This window comes from Pseudomonas shirazensis (assembly GCF_050496565.1).
GTDB lineage: Bacteria > Pseudomonadota > Gammaproteobacteria > Pseudomonadales > Pseudomonadaceae > Aquipseudomonas > Aquipseudomonas shirazensis_A.
This window is the reverse complement of the sequence record NZ_JBNWAE010000001.1, coordinates 375120-388703: the sequence shown is the minus strand read 5'-3', so window position 1 is coordinate 388703 and position 13584 is coordinate 375120. Positions and strand designations below refer to the sequence as shown.

Below are 13584 nucleotides of genomic sequence, written 5' to 3'. Positions count from 1 at the left end.
TCACTGGCCGGCGGTGGGTTGCTCACCCTTGAGCCACTTCTTCTCAAGATCAGCCAGTCTGCCGTCATCCTTGATCCGCTGCAGGGCGTTGTTCACTGCGCTCTCGAAGGCCGGGTTGTCTTTCTGGAACGGGATCACCAGCTTGTCACTGCCAAACGGCTGGCTGACATCCAGTGCCGCGTCGACCTTCTGCGCAGCGCGCAGCTGGCTCAGGGCAACGTCGATCTTGCCGCTCTCGACCTCGGGCAATATCTGCTCTGCGGGTGTTTCGATGAACTCGGCACGCAGGTCCAGCTCCTTGGCCAGGGCCTGGCCAAGCTCGACATCGAAGCCCGCCAGGTGTTCGTCCTGTTTGAAGGCATAAGGCGGTGTATCGGCTTGCACGGCAATGCGCAGTTCGCCCCGGTCGTTGATTTCGTCTATCAGCTCGGCCTGGGCCAACGGACTGATCAGTACTGCCAGCAGTACGCCAATGGTCAAACGCATGAGTATCCCTTCTTGTTCAGCAGGTAAATTTCATTCGCCGCGGCTTTATTTGTGGCTGCGGTCGAACGCTGGCTATGACCGTGGGTCTCTCCTAATGTTTAAACCGCTGATAAATTATTTATGACAGCGGGCCCAGACACCTCGGGCCACATTTGGACTATGTTGATGCTCCGCTGCCGATCGTTTCCTGGCGGCGGTCAATGAAGTGAATCACAGGAGAAGTGAATGAACAGCCTATTTTCGCGTGCTGCCGTGGCCGGTCTGCTTATGGGGGCGTCGGTACTCGCCAGTGCAGCGGATGCTCTGCAAAGCCAGGAGCCACCGAAGGATGCCAAGGTCTTCATTGTTTCCCCGGCGGATGGGGCCACGGTCGACAAGACCTTTACCGTCAAATTTGCCATCGAAGGCATGGCGCTGAAACCCGCTGGCGACCAGACTCCGCATAGCGGCCATCACCACTTGCTGGTGGATGTCGACAAGCAGCCACTGAGCGATACCCCGCTGCCGACCAGCCTGATGCCGGAAAACAACGCGCCGCTGCCGGCTGGGCCGCAGGTGCTGCATTTCGGCAAGGCGCAGACTGAAGCGACCATCACCCTGACACCGGGCAAGCACACCCTGCAGCTGGTGCTGGGTGACAAGTATCATGTGCCGTTCAAGCCTAGCGTTGAATCGCAGAAGATTACCGTTACCGTTAAGTGACAGTAATTGGGGCCGCGTTGCGGCCCTATCGCGACACAAGGCCGCTCCTACAGGGGATTACGCGATCTCCTGTAGGAGCGGCCTTGTGTCGCGATAGGGCTGCAAAGCAGCCCCAATATCTTCAGCCAGCAATCAAGCTCAGAACAGTACGCGCGAGCGGATAGTGCCCTTCACGTGCTGCAGTTTTTCCTGAGCCAGATCCGAATACTCGGCATCGACGTCGATCACCACGTAGCCAACCTTCTCGTCGGTCTGCAGGAACTGACCGGAGATGTTGATCCCGTTTTCGGCGAAGACCTTGTTGATCTCGCTGAGCACGCCAGGGATGTTCTCGTGGATGTGCAGCAGGCGGTGTTTGCCTGGGTGGGCCGGCAGGGCCACTTCCGGGAAGTTGACCGACGACACCGAAGTACCGTTGTCGCTGTACTTGACCAGCTTCTCGGCGACTTCCAGGCCAATGTTGGCCTGCGCTTCGGCAGTCGAGCCACCGATGTGCGGAGTCAGGATGACGTTGTCCAGGCCACGCAGCGGGCTTTCGAACTCGTCATCGTTGGAGCGCGGCTCCACCGGGAACACGTCGATGGCGGCGCCGATCAGGTGCTTGTCCTTGATCGCGTTGGCCAGGCTTTCCAGCTCGACCACGGTACCGCGGGCGGCGTTGATCAGGATCGAGCCCTTTTTCATCGCGCGGATTTCTTTCTCGCCGATCATCCACTGGGTCGATGGCAGCTCAGGCACGTGCAGCGAGACGATGTCGGCCAGGCCCAGCAGTTCATTGAGGCTAGCCACCTGCGTGGCGTTGCCCAGCGGCAGTTTGGTCAGCGGGTCGAAGAAGTACACTTGCATGCCGACGCTTTCAGCCAGTACCGACAGCTGGGTGCCGATCGAGCCGTAGCCAACGATGCCGAGCTTCTTGCCGCGAATCTCGAACGAGTTGGCCGCGCTCTTGATCCAGCCGCCGCGGTGGCAGGCAGCGTTTTTCTCGGGGATGCCGCGCAGCAGCAGGATCGCTTCGGCCAGGACCAGCTCGGCTACCGAACGGGTGTTCGAGTACGGCGCGTTGAACACGGCAATGCCGCGCTCGCGAGCAGCGCCAAGGTCGACCTGGTTGGTGCCGATGCAGAAACAACCTACCGCCACCAGCTTCTTCGCGCAGTCGAAGATTTCTTCGGTCAGTTGGGTCCGCGAGCGGATACCAATGAAGTGCGCGTCGGCGATCTTTTCCTTGAGCTCGGCTTCGGGTATTGAACCGGTCAGGTACTCGATGTTGGTGTAGCCGGCAGCCTTGAGGGTATCGACCGCGTTCTGGTGCACACCTTCAAGAAGAAGGAACCGGATCTTGCTCTTGTCGAGAGAAGTCTTGCTCATCTGCGTAAACCTGTATCCCGGAGAAATAATGGCGAGGAGGTGAAGCGGCGCGGCGTCGGCCTTAGCACGAACAGCGGGAGGGCTATGCTAGCATACGCGACACAATCTGAGCTCCCACCGACAGGTGAAGAGTGCTCAGGGTGACTATGAATAAGTCGAGAGTTCCGGCGATGACCCACCCTGCGGTAATTGAAGAGCTGCTGACCTTGGTCGACCCTGGCAAGGTGCTTACCGACCCTGCTTCGCTGGAGGCGTACGGCAAGGACTGGACCAAACATTACCCGCCCGCGCCAAGCGCGATTGTGCTGCCCAAGACCATCGAACAAGTGCAGGCCATCGTCGCCTGGGCCAATCGCCATCAAGTTGCGCTGGTGCCTTCCGGTGGCCGCACTGGCCTGTCCGCCGGGGCCGTCGCCGCCAACGGTGAAGTGGTGGTGGCCTTCGACGCCATGAATCAGGTGCTCGCCTTCAATGAGTTCGACCGCACCGTGGTCTGCCAGCCTGGCGTGATCACCCGCCAGTTGCAGCAACTGGCCGAAGAGCACGGCCTTTATTACCCGGTCGACTTCGCCTCGTCCGGCTCCAGCCAGATTGGCGGCAATATCGGCACCAATGCCGGCGGGATCAAGGTGATCCGCTATGGCATGACCCGCAACTGGGTGGCCGGCATCAAGGTCGTCACCGGCAAGGGCGAGCTGCTCGAGTTGAACAAGGACCTGATCAAGAACGCCACCGGTTATGACCTGCGCCAGCTGTTCATCGGCGCCGAGGGCACCCTGGGGTTTGTCGTCGAGGCGACCATGCGCCTTGATCGGGCGCCACGCAACCTGACGGCGATGGTCCTTGGCACCGCTGACTTCGATTCGATCATGCCGGTGCTGCACGCGTTTCAGGGCCGGCTCGACCTGACTGCCTTCGAGTTCTTTTCCGACAAGGCGCTGGCCAAGGTCATGGGCCGCGGCGATGTCCCGCCGCCGTTCGCCACCGCCTGCCCGTTCTATGCACTGCTGGAGTTCGAAGCCAGCAACGAGGACGTGGCCAATGACGCCCTGGCCACCTTCGAGCACTGCGTCGAGCAGGGCTGGGTGCTGGATGGGGTGATGAGCCAGAGCGAGACTCAGCTGAAAAACCTGTGGAAGCTGCGCGAGTACATCTCCGAGACCATCTCGCACTGGACGCCGTACAAAAACGATATCTCGGTTACCGTTTCCAAGGTGCCGGCCTTCCTGCGTGAGATCGATGCCGTGGTCGCCGAGCATTACCCGGACTATGAAGTGGTCTGGTATGGCCATATCGGCGACGGCAACCTGCACCTGAACATCCTCAAGCCCGATGACATGAGCAAGGATGATTTCTTTGCCTCCTGCGCCAGGGTCAACAAGTGGGTGTTCGAGATCGTTCAGCGCTACAACGGCTCGATCTCGGCCGAGCATGGCGTTGGCATGACCAAACGTGACTACCTCGGTTACAGCCGCTCAGCGGAAGAAATCGCCTGCATGAAGGCAATCAAGGCCGTTTTCGACCCTAACGGCATCATGAATCCGGGTAAGATCTTCGCTCCTGAATAAAAGCAGCCAGCACAAGGAATCGGCCATGAGTTACCAGCACCAGTACGTAGACGGCACGCGCATCCACTTCCCGCTGGGCAAAGTGGTCTGCATCGGGCGCAACTACGCCGAGCACGCCAAGGAACTGGACAACCCCATCCCGAGCGAGCCACTGCTGTTCATCAAGCCTGGCAGCTGCGTGGTCCCGCTGGCGGGCGGCTTCAAGATCCCGAGCGATCGTGGTGCGGTGCACTATGAAGCCGAGATCGCGGTGCTGCTGGGCAAGTCCCTTTCGGCCAAGCCTTCGGAAGAAGAAGTGCTCGACGCCATCTCCGGCTTTGCCCCGGCGCTGGACCTGACCCTGCGTGACGTGCAGGCCAAACTCAAGGAAAAGGGCCTGCCGTGGGAGCTGAGCAAGAGCTTTGATGGCGCCTGCGTACTGCCGCCGTTCGTGGCCGCCAGCGCATTCGAAGACCTCACCGACATCCCGGTGCGCCTGACCATCAATGGTGCCGTGCGTCAGGATGGCAGCAGCGCGCTGATGCTCAACCCGATCGTGCCGATGATCCAGCACATGGCGGCGCAGTTTTCGTTGCAGGCTGGTGATGTGATTTTGACTGGGACTCCGGCTGGGGTTGGCCCGTTTGAAGCCGGTGACGAACTGGTGCTGGAGTTGCCTGGGGTTTGCCGGTTTGAGAGCAAGGTGCTCTGAGCATTCGATAATGCCGGGGGGCGCTTTGCGCCCCTTTCGCGACACAAGGCCGCTCCTACAGGCAGCGGCGCCAGTAAGCCTTGCGGCTTTTCTGTAGGAGCGGCCTTGTGTCGCGATAGGGCTGCACAGCAGCCCCCGACGCACTCAATACAAACGCAATTCTTGTCATTTTTTTCACAATCGATCTGGATAATGCGGCTACCCGAAAGCCCATTCGCCGCGCCCAACCCTGCTCGGCTGTCTCAGGAATCTCCTGCCATGACGTCATCCAGCGCTTCAATCCCCCCTTCCCGCAAGCGTCGCCTGTTCCTGCGTTGGCCCTTTTTGCTGGGTGTCGTGGCGGTGATCGGCTATGGCGTGGTGTTCGCCATGCACTGGGATGATCGTGGCCTGCTCTGGATCAAGGAGCGCTTCGAGAGCAAATTCGAGCGCAGCGAAAGCATCTGGCTGCCGGACTATACGGCCGACATCGATGCCAAGGTGCTGCCCGGCATGAATGATGACGAAGCCTCAGACCTTGCCTACAACCCCCGGACCAAAACCCTGTTTGCGGTGATGGGCAAGAACCCGTTTCTGGTCGAGCTGACGCTGGACGGTGACGTTCTGCGCAAGATGCCTTTGCATGGCTGGTCGAACCCGGAAGGCGTGGCGGTGCTTGAAGGTGACCAGCTCGCCATCGTCGATGAGCGCAGCCACGATCTCACCTTGGTTACGGTTGGGCCGGACACCCGCGAACTGAATCGCAAGGATTTTCACAGCTACGATCTGGGCGAGTCGGCCGATAGCAACAAGGGCTTCGAAGCCGTCGCCTGGGACCCACTGCGTCAGCGGCTGTTGATCGGCGAAGAGCGCCCGCCGCGCTTGTTCAGCTGGGCCACCGATGGCCGCAGCCCGCTGACCGGAGCCAAGCAGCCGGTGCCCAGCGATGAACTCGACCTGCGTAATCTTTCGGCCCTGAGCATCGATCCGCGCACCGGTCATCTCCTGCTGCTGTCGGCTGATTCGAACATGCTGCTGGAGCTGGATGAAACCGGCGAGCAAGTCAGCTTCATGACCTTGCTCGGTGGTTTCAACGGCCTCAAGGACCGCATCCCGCGCGCCGAAGGCGTGGCGATGGATGAGCACGGCACGTTGTACATGGTCAGCGAGCCGGATCTGTTCTACCGCTTCAAGAAGAAATAACGGCAACGGCAATGATGGCATTAAGCTTGTCTTCAGCTGATCGTGATTAGCTTTGCCTTCCATTCACCGAGTTTGCCTCCATGCGCCGTTATCTCCGCTTGCCTGTGCTGTTGCTGCTGTCCGTTGTTGTCATGTTACTGGTGATCGGCGTGAAGGGTTATGAGTCGCGACTGTTCGAGCGCGGCTGGTTCAACCTCAAGACCTGGTGGCAGCCGGCCGAGCAAAGCATCGGCCTGGACCGCTATCAGGTGGTGCTTGAAGGGCAGGTCATCGAAGGCCTGGATGACGATGTATCGGCGCTGACCTTCGACCCTGATCGTAAAACCCTGTTTACCGTCACCAACAAACGCTCCGAGCTGATCGAACTGTCGCTGGACGGGCGTATTCTGCGCCGCGTGCCGTTGACCGGTTTCGGTGATCCCGAGGCGGTCGAATACATCGGCCCCAACAGCTTCGTGATTACCGACGAGCGCCTGCAACGCTTGATCCGGGTGCACCTGGATGACAACACGCGCTTTCTCGACGCCAACGACGCCGAGCAGCTCAGCCTGGGCATCGGCCTGAACGGCAACAAGGGCTTTGAGGGCCTGGCCTACGATTCGGCCGGCAAGCGCCTGTTCGTGGCCAAGGAGCGCGACCCGATGGTGATCTATGAAGTACGCGGCTTCCCCCACGACAATCCCGAGCAGCCTTATTCGGTGCAGGTCGACCAGGACCGCAAGCGCGACTCGCGGTTGTTCGTGAAGGACTTGTCGAGCCTGCAGTTCGATGAGCGCAGCGGCCATCTACTGGCGCTGTCGGATGAATCACGGCTGGTGGTGGAGCTGGATGTGAAGGGCAAACCGCTGAGTACGCTGTCGCTGCGCAAGGGTTCGCAAGGCCTGCAGAAGACCGTGCCGCAGGCGGAGGGGATTGCCATGGATGATGCCGGGACGATCTATCTGGTCAGCGAGCCGAACCTGTTCTACGTGTTCAAGCAGCCGGCGGACTGAGTACCGCAGCCCACGGCCACCTTGAACAGGGGCCGTGGGCGCGTCGCTGTTTACTTGGCGGTGAGGGTCTTGACCCCTTCGGCGGTGCCGAGCAGCAGCACATCGGCCGGGCGCGCGGCGAACAGGCCGTTGGTGACCACGCCGACGATGGCGTTGATCTGCTGCTCGAGCTCGACCGGGTTGGTGATCTGCATGTTGTGCACATCCAGAATCACGTTGCCGTTATCGGTCAGCACGCCTTCGCGGTAGACCGGGTCGCCGCCCAGCTTGACCAGTTCGCGGGCAACGTGGCTGCGCGCCATCGGGATCACTTCGACCGGCAACGGGAATTCGCCCAGTACCGGCACCAGCTTGCTGCCGTCTGCGATGCAGATGAAGGTCTTGGCCACGGCGGCGACGATCTTCTCGCGGGTCAGTGCAGCGCCGCCGCCCTTGATCAGGTTCAGGTGCGCGTCGCTCTCGTCGGCGCCGTCCACGTAGAACTCAAGCTCACTGACGCTGTTCAGCTCGTACACCGGGATGCCATGGCCCTTGAGGCGCTGGGCAGTGGCCTCGGAGCTGGCGACTGCGCCGTCGAAGGCGCCTTTGTGCTGAGCCAGGGCGTCGATGAAGAAGTTGGCAGTCGAACCGGTGCCGACGCCGACGACGCTCTTGTCGTCCAGCTTGGGCAGAATGAGATCGACAGCGGCCTGGGCGACGGCCTGTTTCAGTTGGTCCTGGGTCATGCGGGCTCCGAATGGGGCAGGGGAGTTTCGAGAGGCGCACAGTATAGCGGCAAGTGCCGGCAAAACCTCGGCTTTGCTGTGGTCCGCCGACGCGGCGCTGGGGTAGACTCGCAGGCCTTGTCCCGCGGCCAGTGATGCTTTCCCGATGCTCGAACAGTACGTCAAGATGATCCTCACCTCGCGCGTGTACGACGTTGCCGTCGAAACGCCGCTGCACAGTGCCGGCCAGCTGAGCAAGCGCCTGAACAATCAAGTGCTGCTCAAGCGTGAAGACCTGCAGCCGGTGTTCTCGTTCAAGATCCGCGGGGCGTACAACAAGCTGGCGCAGCTGACTGCCGAAGAGCTGGCCCGTGGCGTGGTCACGGCATCTGCCGGCAACCATGCCCAGGGCCTGGCCCTGGCTGCGCGCGAGCTGGGCATCAAAGCCACCATCGTGATGCCCAAGACCACCCCGGAAATCAAGATCGAAGGCGTGCGCTCGCGTGGCGGCAAGGTCGTGCTGCACGGCGACTCGTTCCCCGAGGCGCTGGCCTATTCGCTCAAACTGGTCGATGAAAAGGGCTTCGTCTATATCCACCCCTACGATGACCCGCACACCATCGCCGGCCAGGGCACCGTGGCCATGGAGATTCTGCGCCAGCACCCAGGCCGCCTCGACGCGATCTTTGTGCCGGTCGGCGGCGGTGGCTTGATTGCCGGCATCGCTGCCTACGTCAAATACCTGCGCCCGGAAATCAAGGTGATCGGCGTCGAGCCGGACGACTCCAATTGCCTGCAGGCGGCCATGGCCGCTGGCGAGCGGGTAGTGCTGCCGCAAGTCGGGCTGTTCGCCGATGGCGTTGCGGTCGCGCAAATCGGCCAGCACACCTTTGATATCTGCAAGCTGCACGTGGACGAAGTGATTACGGTCAGCACCGATGAAATCTGCGCCGCGATCAAGGATATCTACGACGATACCCGCTCGATTACCGAGCCTGCCGGCGCCTTGGGCGTTGCCGGGATCAAGAAGTACGTGGAAATGACCGGCGTCAGTGGTCACACTCTGGTTGCCATCGACTCCGGCGCCAACGTCAACTTCGACCGCCTGCGGCATGTGGCCGAGCGTGCCGAGCTGGGCGAGAAGCGCGAAGCGATCATCGCCGTGACCATTCCCGAGCGGCCGGGCAGCTTCAAGGCCTTCTGCGAGGCCATCGGCAAGCGCCAGATCACCGAATTCAACTACCGCAAGCACACCTCGGACGAGGCGCACATCTTTGTCGGCGTGCAGACCCATCCCGATACCGACCCGCGCGCCGCGCTGGTGCAGCAGTTGATCGAGCAAGGCTTCCCGGTTATCGACCTGACCGACAACGAACTGGCCAAGCTGCACATCCGCCATATGGTCGGCGGCCATTCGGCGCGGGCCCACGACGAGATCGTGCTGCGCTTCGAATTCCCCGAGCGGCCAGGGGCGTTGTTCAACTTCCTGACCAAGCTGGGCGGGCGCTGGAATATCTCCATGTTCCACTACCGCAACCACGGCGCCGCAGACGGGCGCGTGGTGGCCGGCTTGCAGGTGCCTGAAGACGAGCGTCATCTGGTGCCGGCAGCGTTGGCCAAGATCGGCTACCCGTACTGGGATGAGAGCGAAAACCCGGCCTACCGGCTGTTTTTGGGTTGAGGGGCTAAGCTAGACCTCGAGAGGCTTCTCGGCGCGGTGCTGTATCAGCCAGCCGCGCCAAGGCCCGCACGCGCAACCCAAGGATCTGCACATGGAATACCTGACTACCCTGAAGACCGTGCACGTTGTCGCCACCATGCTGTTGCTCGCCTGCGCCCTGGGCCTGGCCATCTACACCTGGCGGCTGCGCCAGCGTAGCGATGCGGCGGTTTATGGCCAGCTGTTGCGCCGCCCGCTGCTATTCGTCTGGCTGTTGCTCGGCGTGTGTCTGGTGAGCATGCCATTCACCGGCTGGTGGCTGGTGCATCTGGTCGGCTGGCCGTTGGGGCAGACCTGGCTGTTGGCCTCGAGCGTGATCTACACCGTCGGTGCGCTGAGTGTGTGGTGGCTGCTGATCCGCCTCAACCGCTTGAGCCGGGCTGAGCCTGGCAGCCTGCGCCTGACCTTGGCGCTGGCCGTGTTCAGTGCGGTGTGCTTTGTCTCGATTGCGGGCCTGATGGGCGCCAAGCCGGTCTGAGGTAGCCCGCGACAACCCTATTTCACAGGGAATTTCACCTGGCTGCACATAAGCATGGCGGGCGCGTTGCTGCGCTTGTGAGCTTTGTGGAACAATGCGGCAATATGCGTTTTCGAGGTTGCTGCCGTGATCGACCCGGATGGATTTCGCCCCAACGTCGGTATCATTCTCACCAATGATGCCGGACAGGTGCTATGGGCTCGACGGATCAACCAGGATGCCTGGCAATTTCCCCAGGGCGGTATCAACCCTGATGAGACGCCGGAAGATGCCCTGTACCGTGAGCTGAATGAAGAAGTCGGCCTTGAGCGTGACGATGTGCAAATTCTTGCCTGCACCCGCGGCTGGTTGCGTTATCGTCTACCCCAGCGGCTGGTGCGCACGCACAGCCAGCCATTGTGTATCGGCCAGAAACAGAAGTGGTTCCTGCTACGCCTGGTGAGCAACGAGCAACGGGTGCGTATGGACCTGACCGGCAAACCGGAATTCGACGGCTGGCGCTGGGTCAGCTATTGGTATCCGCTGGGCCAGGTCGTGACATTCAAGCGCGAGGTCTACCGCCGCGCCCTGAAAGAGCTAGCCCCGCGCCTGCTGACGCGCGACTGACGACGGAGTTCGACCCCGAGCCATGCTCAATACGCTGCGCAAGATCGTCCAGGAAGTGAACTCCGCCAAAGATCTCAAGACGGCGTTGGGGATCATTGTCTTGCGCGTCAAGGAAGCCATGGGCAGCCATGTCTGCTCGGTTTACCTGCTTGACCCGGAAACCAACCGCTTCGTGCTGATGGCCTCCGAAGGCCTCAACAAACGCTCGATCGGCAAGGTCAGCATGGCCCCCAACGAAGGCCTGGTTGGCCTGGTCGGTACCCGGGAAGAGCCGCTGAACCTGGAAAACGCCGCCGATCACCCGCGTTATCGCTACTTTGCCGAAACCGGCGAAGAGCGCTACGCGTCGTTTCTCGGCGCGCCGATCATCCACCACCGCCGCGTGGTCGGGGTGCTGGTTATCCAGCAAAAGGAGCGGCGCCAGTTCGACGAGGGCGAAGAAGCCTTCCTGGTGACCATGAGCGCGCAGTTGGCCGGGGTTATCGCCCACGCCGAAGCGACTGGCTCGATCCGTGGTCTGGGCCGTCAGGGCAAAGGCATTCAGGAGGCGCGCTTCGTCGGCGTACCGGGTTCGCCTGGCGCTGCGGTAGGCCGCGCGGTGGTAATGCTGCCGCCCGCCGATCTGGAGGTGGTGCCGGACAAGACCGTCGATGACATCGACGCCGAACTGAAACTGTTCAACAACGCCCTCGAAGGCGTGCGCGCCGACATGCGCAAGCTGTCGGCCAAGCTTGCCACCCAGCTGCGCCCGGAAGAGCGGGCGCTGTTCGACGTCTACCTGATGATGCTCGAAGACGCAGCCCTCGGTGGCGAAGTGGTCGAAGTGATCAAGACCGGCCAGTGGGCCCAGGGCGCCTTGCGCCAGGTGGTCGGCGAGCACGTCAACCGCTTCGAGCTGATGGACGACGACTACCTGCGCGAGCGCGCGTCCGACGTCAAGGACCTTGGCCGGCGGCTGTTGGCTTACTTGCAGGAAGCCCGTTCGCAGACCCTGGTCTACGCCGAAAACACCATTCTGGTCAGTGAAGAGCTGACGCCCGCGATGCTTGGCGAGGTGCCTGAGGGCAAGCTTGCCGGTCTGGTTTCGGTGCTTGGCTCGGGTAACTCGCATGTGGCCATTCTGGCCCGGGCGATGGGTATCCCGACGGTGATGGGCCTGGTCGACCTGCCGTATTCCAAGGTCGACGGCATCGAAATGATCGTCGACGGCTACAAAGGCGAAGTCTTCACCAACCCCAGCGACGTGCTGCGCAAGCAGTACAAGGAAGTGGTCGAAGAAGAGCGCGAACTGGCCAAGGGCCTGGACGCGCTGCGCGAGCTGCCCTGCGTAACCCCGGACGGCCACCGTATGCCGCTGTGGGTCAACACCGGCCTGCTCGCCGACGTCGCCCGGGCACAGCAACGCGGCGCCGAGGGCGTTGGCCTGTACCGCACCGAAGTGCCGTTTATGATCCAGCAGCGGTTCCCCAGCGAGAAGGAACAGCTGGCGATCTACCGCGAGCAGCTGGCGGCCTTCCACCCCCTGCCGGTGACCATGCGTACTCTGGACATTGGCGGTGACAAGGCGCTGTCGTACTTCCCGATCAAGGAAGAAAACCCGTTTCTCGGCTGGCGCGGCATTCGCGTCACCCTCGACCACCCGGAAATTTTCCTGGTGCAGACCCGTGCCATGCTCAAGGCCAGCGAAGGCCTGAACAACCTGCGCATCCTGTTGCCGATGATTTCCGGCATCCATGAGCTGGAAGAAGCCCTGCACCTGATCCACCGTGCCTGGGGCGAGGTGCGCGACGAAGGTACCGACGTGCCGATGCCGCCGGTGGGGGTGATGGTCGAAATCCCGGCAGCGGTGTACCAGACCAAAGAGCTGGCGCGCCAGGTCGACTTCCTCTCGGTCGGCTCCAACGACCTGACCCAGTACCTGCTGGCGGTCGACCGCAACAACCCGCGGGTCGCCGACCTGTATGACTACCTGCACCCAGCGGTGCTGCAAGCCGTGCAGACGGTGGTGCGCGATGCCCATGCCGAGGGCAAGCCGGTGAGTATCTGCGGCGAGATGGCCGGTGACCCGGCGGCAGCGATCCTGCTGATGGCGATGGGCTTCGACAGCCTGTCGATGAACGCCACCAACCTGCCCAAGGTCAAGTGGATGCTGCGCCAGGTCAATATGAGCAAGGCCAAGGAACTGCTGGCCGACGCCATGAGCCACGACAACCCGCAAGTTATCCACAGCTCGCTGCAGCTGGCACTGAAGAACCTCGGCCTGGCGCGGATGATCGGGCCTGGCGCGAACAAGACCCTGTAAACCAAAGGATGCTGGTGGCTCTGCTCAGACCACCAGCTCGACCTCACCCAGATGCCCGCCGTAGGGACCAAAGCTGCGTTCGAGCATGCGCCGCTGCCCCGACTTGTGCACAAGCAGCACCGTGCTGGCGCGGGTGCCGTAGTTCTGGCTGGCAATGAACGCGCTCGACAGCAACCGCTCGGTGGCCAGGCCGACACCAGTGTCCGGCAAGTCGGCGTCCAGCGCAGGCTGAGCATTGCCAAGCAACCCCAGCAGGCGCTGCGGCTCGGCCTCGTCGAGTAGTTCGCGCAGGCCTTGGCGGGTCTGCACCAGCTTCGGCCACGGTGTATCCAGCCTTGCATTGGACAGCCCGTAGACGCCCGGCTCAAGCAACTGCGGCGCCGCGTCTGGGGCGTGCAGGTAGCCCAACCGCTGCTTATCGCCAACCAACAGATTGAAGCCTGAGTACTCGCTGCTGCGGCGGGCTACCTGCTCAAGGTATTGCTCGACGCCGAGCTCGCCGCGCAGGTACCCAGCCACCAGTTCACCGCGCGAGCGCAGGCCTTGTGGCTGGCGCGGGTCGCGGATATTGGTCAGCGCCGCGAAGCGCCCGTTCGGGCCGATCCCCAGCCAACTGCCGCCGGCCTCGAGGTCGCGCCCGGCGTACACCCCTGGCGCGTCGTCCCAGGCGCCCAGCGCCTGGCTGGGGCGGGCGTAGAACTCGTCACGGTTGGCCGCAACGATCAACGGCAGGGCATCCCCCGGCCGCCAGGCAAATACGATCAGGCACATGGCGTAGCCTCTGG

The 13584-nt window shown here is 62.2% G+C and carries 13 protein-coding genes; 9 read left to right on the top strand and 4 right to left on the bottom strand.

Translation table 11 applies throughout. From position 1 onward, the window contains the following. Positions 1-486 (bottom strand): substrate-binding periplasmic protein, encoded by a 486-nt coding sequence (locus tag ACQZ2L_RS01670; RefSeq protein ID WP_430324475.1) that lies wholly within the window; start codon positions 484-486, stop codon positions 1-3. Between the two features lie 225 nt (positions 487-711). On the opposite strand from ACQZ2L_RS01670, the gene ACQZ2L_RS01665 reads away from it, so the two are divergent. Next, positions 712-1188 carry a DUF4399 domain-containing protein gene (locus ACQZ2L_RS01665; RefSeq protein ID WP_101315369.1) on the top strand — a complete coding sequence of 159 codons (477 nt, stop codon included), beginning with the start codon at positions 712-714 and terminating at the stop codon, positions 1186-1188. A gap of 138 nt (positions 1189-1326) precedes the next feature. On the opposite strand, the gene serA is transcribed toward ACQZ2L_RS01665, so the two are convergent. After that, positions 1327-2556: a phosphoglycerate dehydrogenase gene (gene serA / locus ACQZ2L_RS01660; protein ID WP_430324474.1), complete on the bottom strand. Its 1230-nt coding sequence runs from the start codon at positions 2554-2556 to the stop codon at positions 1327-1329. Positions 2557-2726: 170 nt separating this feature from the next. On the opposite strand from serA, the gene ACQZ2L_RS01655 reads away from it, so the two are divergent. The 4 genes from ACQZ2L_RS01655 to ACQZ2L_RS01640 all read left to right on the top strand — a co-directional run bounded on the left by ACQZ2L_RS01655 (position 2727) and on the right by ACQZ2L_RS01640 (position 6989). Beyond that, positions 2727-4124 (top strand): FAD-binding oxidoreductase, encoded by a 1398-nt coding sequence (locus ACQZ2L_RS01655; RefSeq protein ID WP_430324743.1) that lies wholly within the window; start codon positions 2727-2729, stop codon positions 4122-4124. Positions 4125-4149: 25 nt separating this feature from the next. Further along, positions 4150-4815 carry a fumarylacetoacetate hydrolase family protein gene (locus ACQZ2L_RS01650; protein WP_430324473.1) on the top strand — a complete coding sequence of 222 codons (666 nt, stop codon included), beginning with the start codon at positions 4150-4152 and terminating at the stop codon, positions 4813-4815. A gap of 258 nt (positions 4816-5073) precedes the next feature. Next, a complete protein-coding gene (locus tag ACQZ2L_RS01645) occupies positions 5074-5997 on the top strand; it encodes an SdiA-regulated domain-containing protein (protein WP_430324472.1) in 924 nt (307 codons plus the stop codon). Between the two features lie 80 nt (positions 5998-6077). Next, entirely contained in the window at positions 6078-6989 is a 912-nt protein-coding gene (locus ACQZ2L_RS01640; RefSeq protein ID WP_430324471.1) for an SdiA-regulated domain-containing protein, read from the top strand. 50 nt (positions 6990-7039) lie between these two features. On the opposite strand, the gene rpiA is transcribed toward ACQZ2L_RS01640, so the two are convergent. Continuing rightward, entirely contained in the window at positions 7040-7714 is a 675-nt protein-coding gene (gene rpiA, locus ACQZ2L_RS01635; protein ID WP_430324470.1) for a ribose-5-phosphate isomerase RpiA, read from the bottom strand. A 145-nt stretch (positions 7715-7859) separates the two neighbouring features. Between rpiA and ilvA the strand changes: the two genes are divergently transcribed. From ilvA to ptsP, 4 genes are all read left to right on the top strand, one after another. Then, entirely contained in the window at positions 7860-9374 is a 1515-nt protein-coding gene (gene ilvA, locus ACQZ2L_RS01630) for a threonine ammonia-lyase, biosynthetic (RefSeq protein WP_430324469.1), read from the top strand. A 91-nt stretch (positions 9375-9465) separates the two neighbouring features. Then, on the top strand, positions 9466-9891 hold the full coding sequence (locus tag ACQZ2L_RS01625) for a DUF2269 family protein (protein WP_430324468.1): 426 nt from the start codon (positions 9466-9468) through the stop codon (positions 9889-9891). 126 nt (positions 9892-10017) lie between these two features. Then, positions 10018-10497, top strand: a complete 480-nt coding sequence (locus ACQZ2L_RS01620) for an RNA pyrophosphohydrolase (protein WP_101315386.1) — start codon at positions 10018-10020, stop codon at positions 10495-10497. 22 nt (positions 10498-10519) lie between these two features. Next, a complete protein-coding gene (gene ptsP / locus ACQZ2L_RS01615) occupies positions 10520-12799 on the top strand; it encodes a phosphoenolpyruvate--protein phosphotransferase (protein ID WP_150570401.1) in 2280 nt (759 codons plus the stop codon). A gap of 24 nt (positions 12800-12823) precedes the next feature. On the opposite strand, the gene ACQZ2L_RS01610 is transcribed toward ptsP, so the two are convergent. Further along, positions 12824-13570 carry an NRDE family protein gene (locus ACQZ2L_RS01610; protein ID WP_430324467.1) on the bottom strand — a complete coding sequence of 249 codons (747 nt, stop codon included), beginning with the start codon at positions 13568-13570 and terminating at the stop codon, positions 12824-12826. Between the last annotated feature and the right edge of the window lie 14 nt (positions 13571-13584).

Coding starts and splice junctions, on each gene's coding strand:
- ACQZ2L_RS01670 (WP_430324475.1), bottom strand. CDS start 486: ATGCGTTTGACCATTGGCGTACTGCTGGCAGTACTGATCAGTCCGTTG.
- ACQZ2L_RS01665 (WP_101315369.1), top strand. CDS start 712: ATGAACAGCCTATTTTCGCGTGCTGCCGTGGCCGGTCTGCTTATGGGG.
- serA (WP_430324474.1), bottom strand. CDS start 2,556: ATGAGCAAGACTTCTCTCGACAAGAGCAAGATCCGGTTCCTTCTTCTT.
- ACQZ2L_RS01655 (WP_430324743.1), top strand. CDS start 2,727: ATGACCCACCCTGCGGTAATTGAAGAGCTGCTGACCTTGGTCGACCCT.
- ACQZ2L_RS01650 (WP_430324473.1), top strand. CDS start 4,150: ATGAGTTACCAGCACCAGTACGTAGACGGCACGCGCATCCACTTCCCG.
- ACQZ2L_RS01645 (WP_430324472.1), top strand. CDS start 5,074: ATGACGTCATCCAGCGCTTCAATCCCCCCTTCCCGCAAGCGTCGCCTG.
- ACQZ2L_RS01640 (WP_430324471.1), top strand. CDS start 6,078: ATGCGCCGTTATCTCCGCTTGCCTGTGCTGTTGCTGCTGTCCGTTGTT.
- rpiA (WP_430324470.1), bottom strand. CDS start 7,714: ATGACCCAGGACCAACTGAAACAGGCCGTCGCCCAGGCCGCTGTCGAT.
- ilvA (WP_430324469.1), top strand. CDS start 7,860: ATGCTCGAACAGTACGTCAAGATGATCCTCACCTCGCGCGTGTACGAC.
- ACQZ2L_RS01625 (WP_430324468.1), top strand. CDS start 9,466: ATGGAATACCTGACTACCCTGAAGACCGTGCACGTTGTCGCCACCATG.
- ptsP (WP_150570401.1), top strand. CDS start 10,520: ATGCTCAATACGCTGCGCAAGATCGTCCAGGAAGTGAACTCCGCCAAA.
- ACQZ2L_RS01610 (WP_430324467.1), bottom strand. CDS start 13,570: ATGTGCCTGATCGTATTTGCCTGGCGGCCGGGGGATGCCCTGCCGTTG.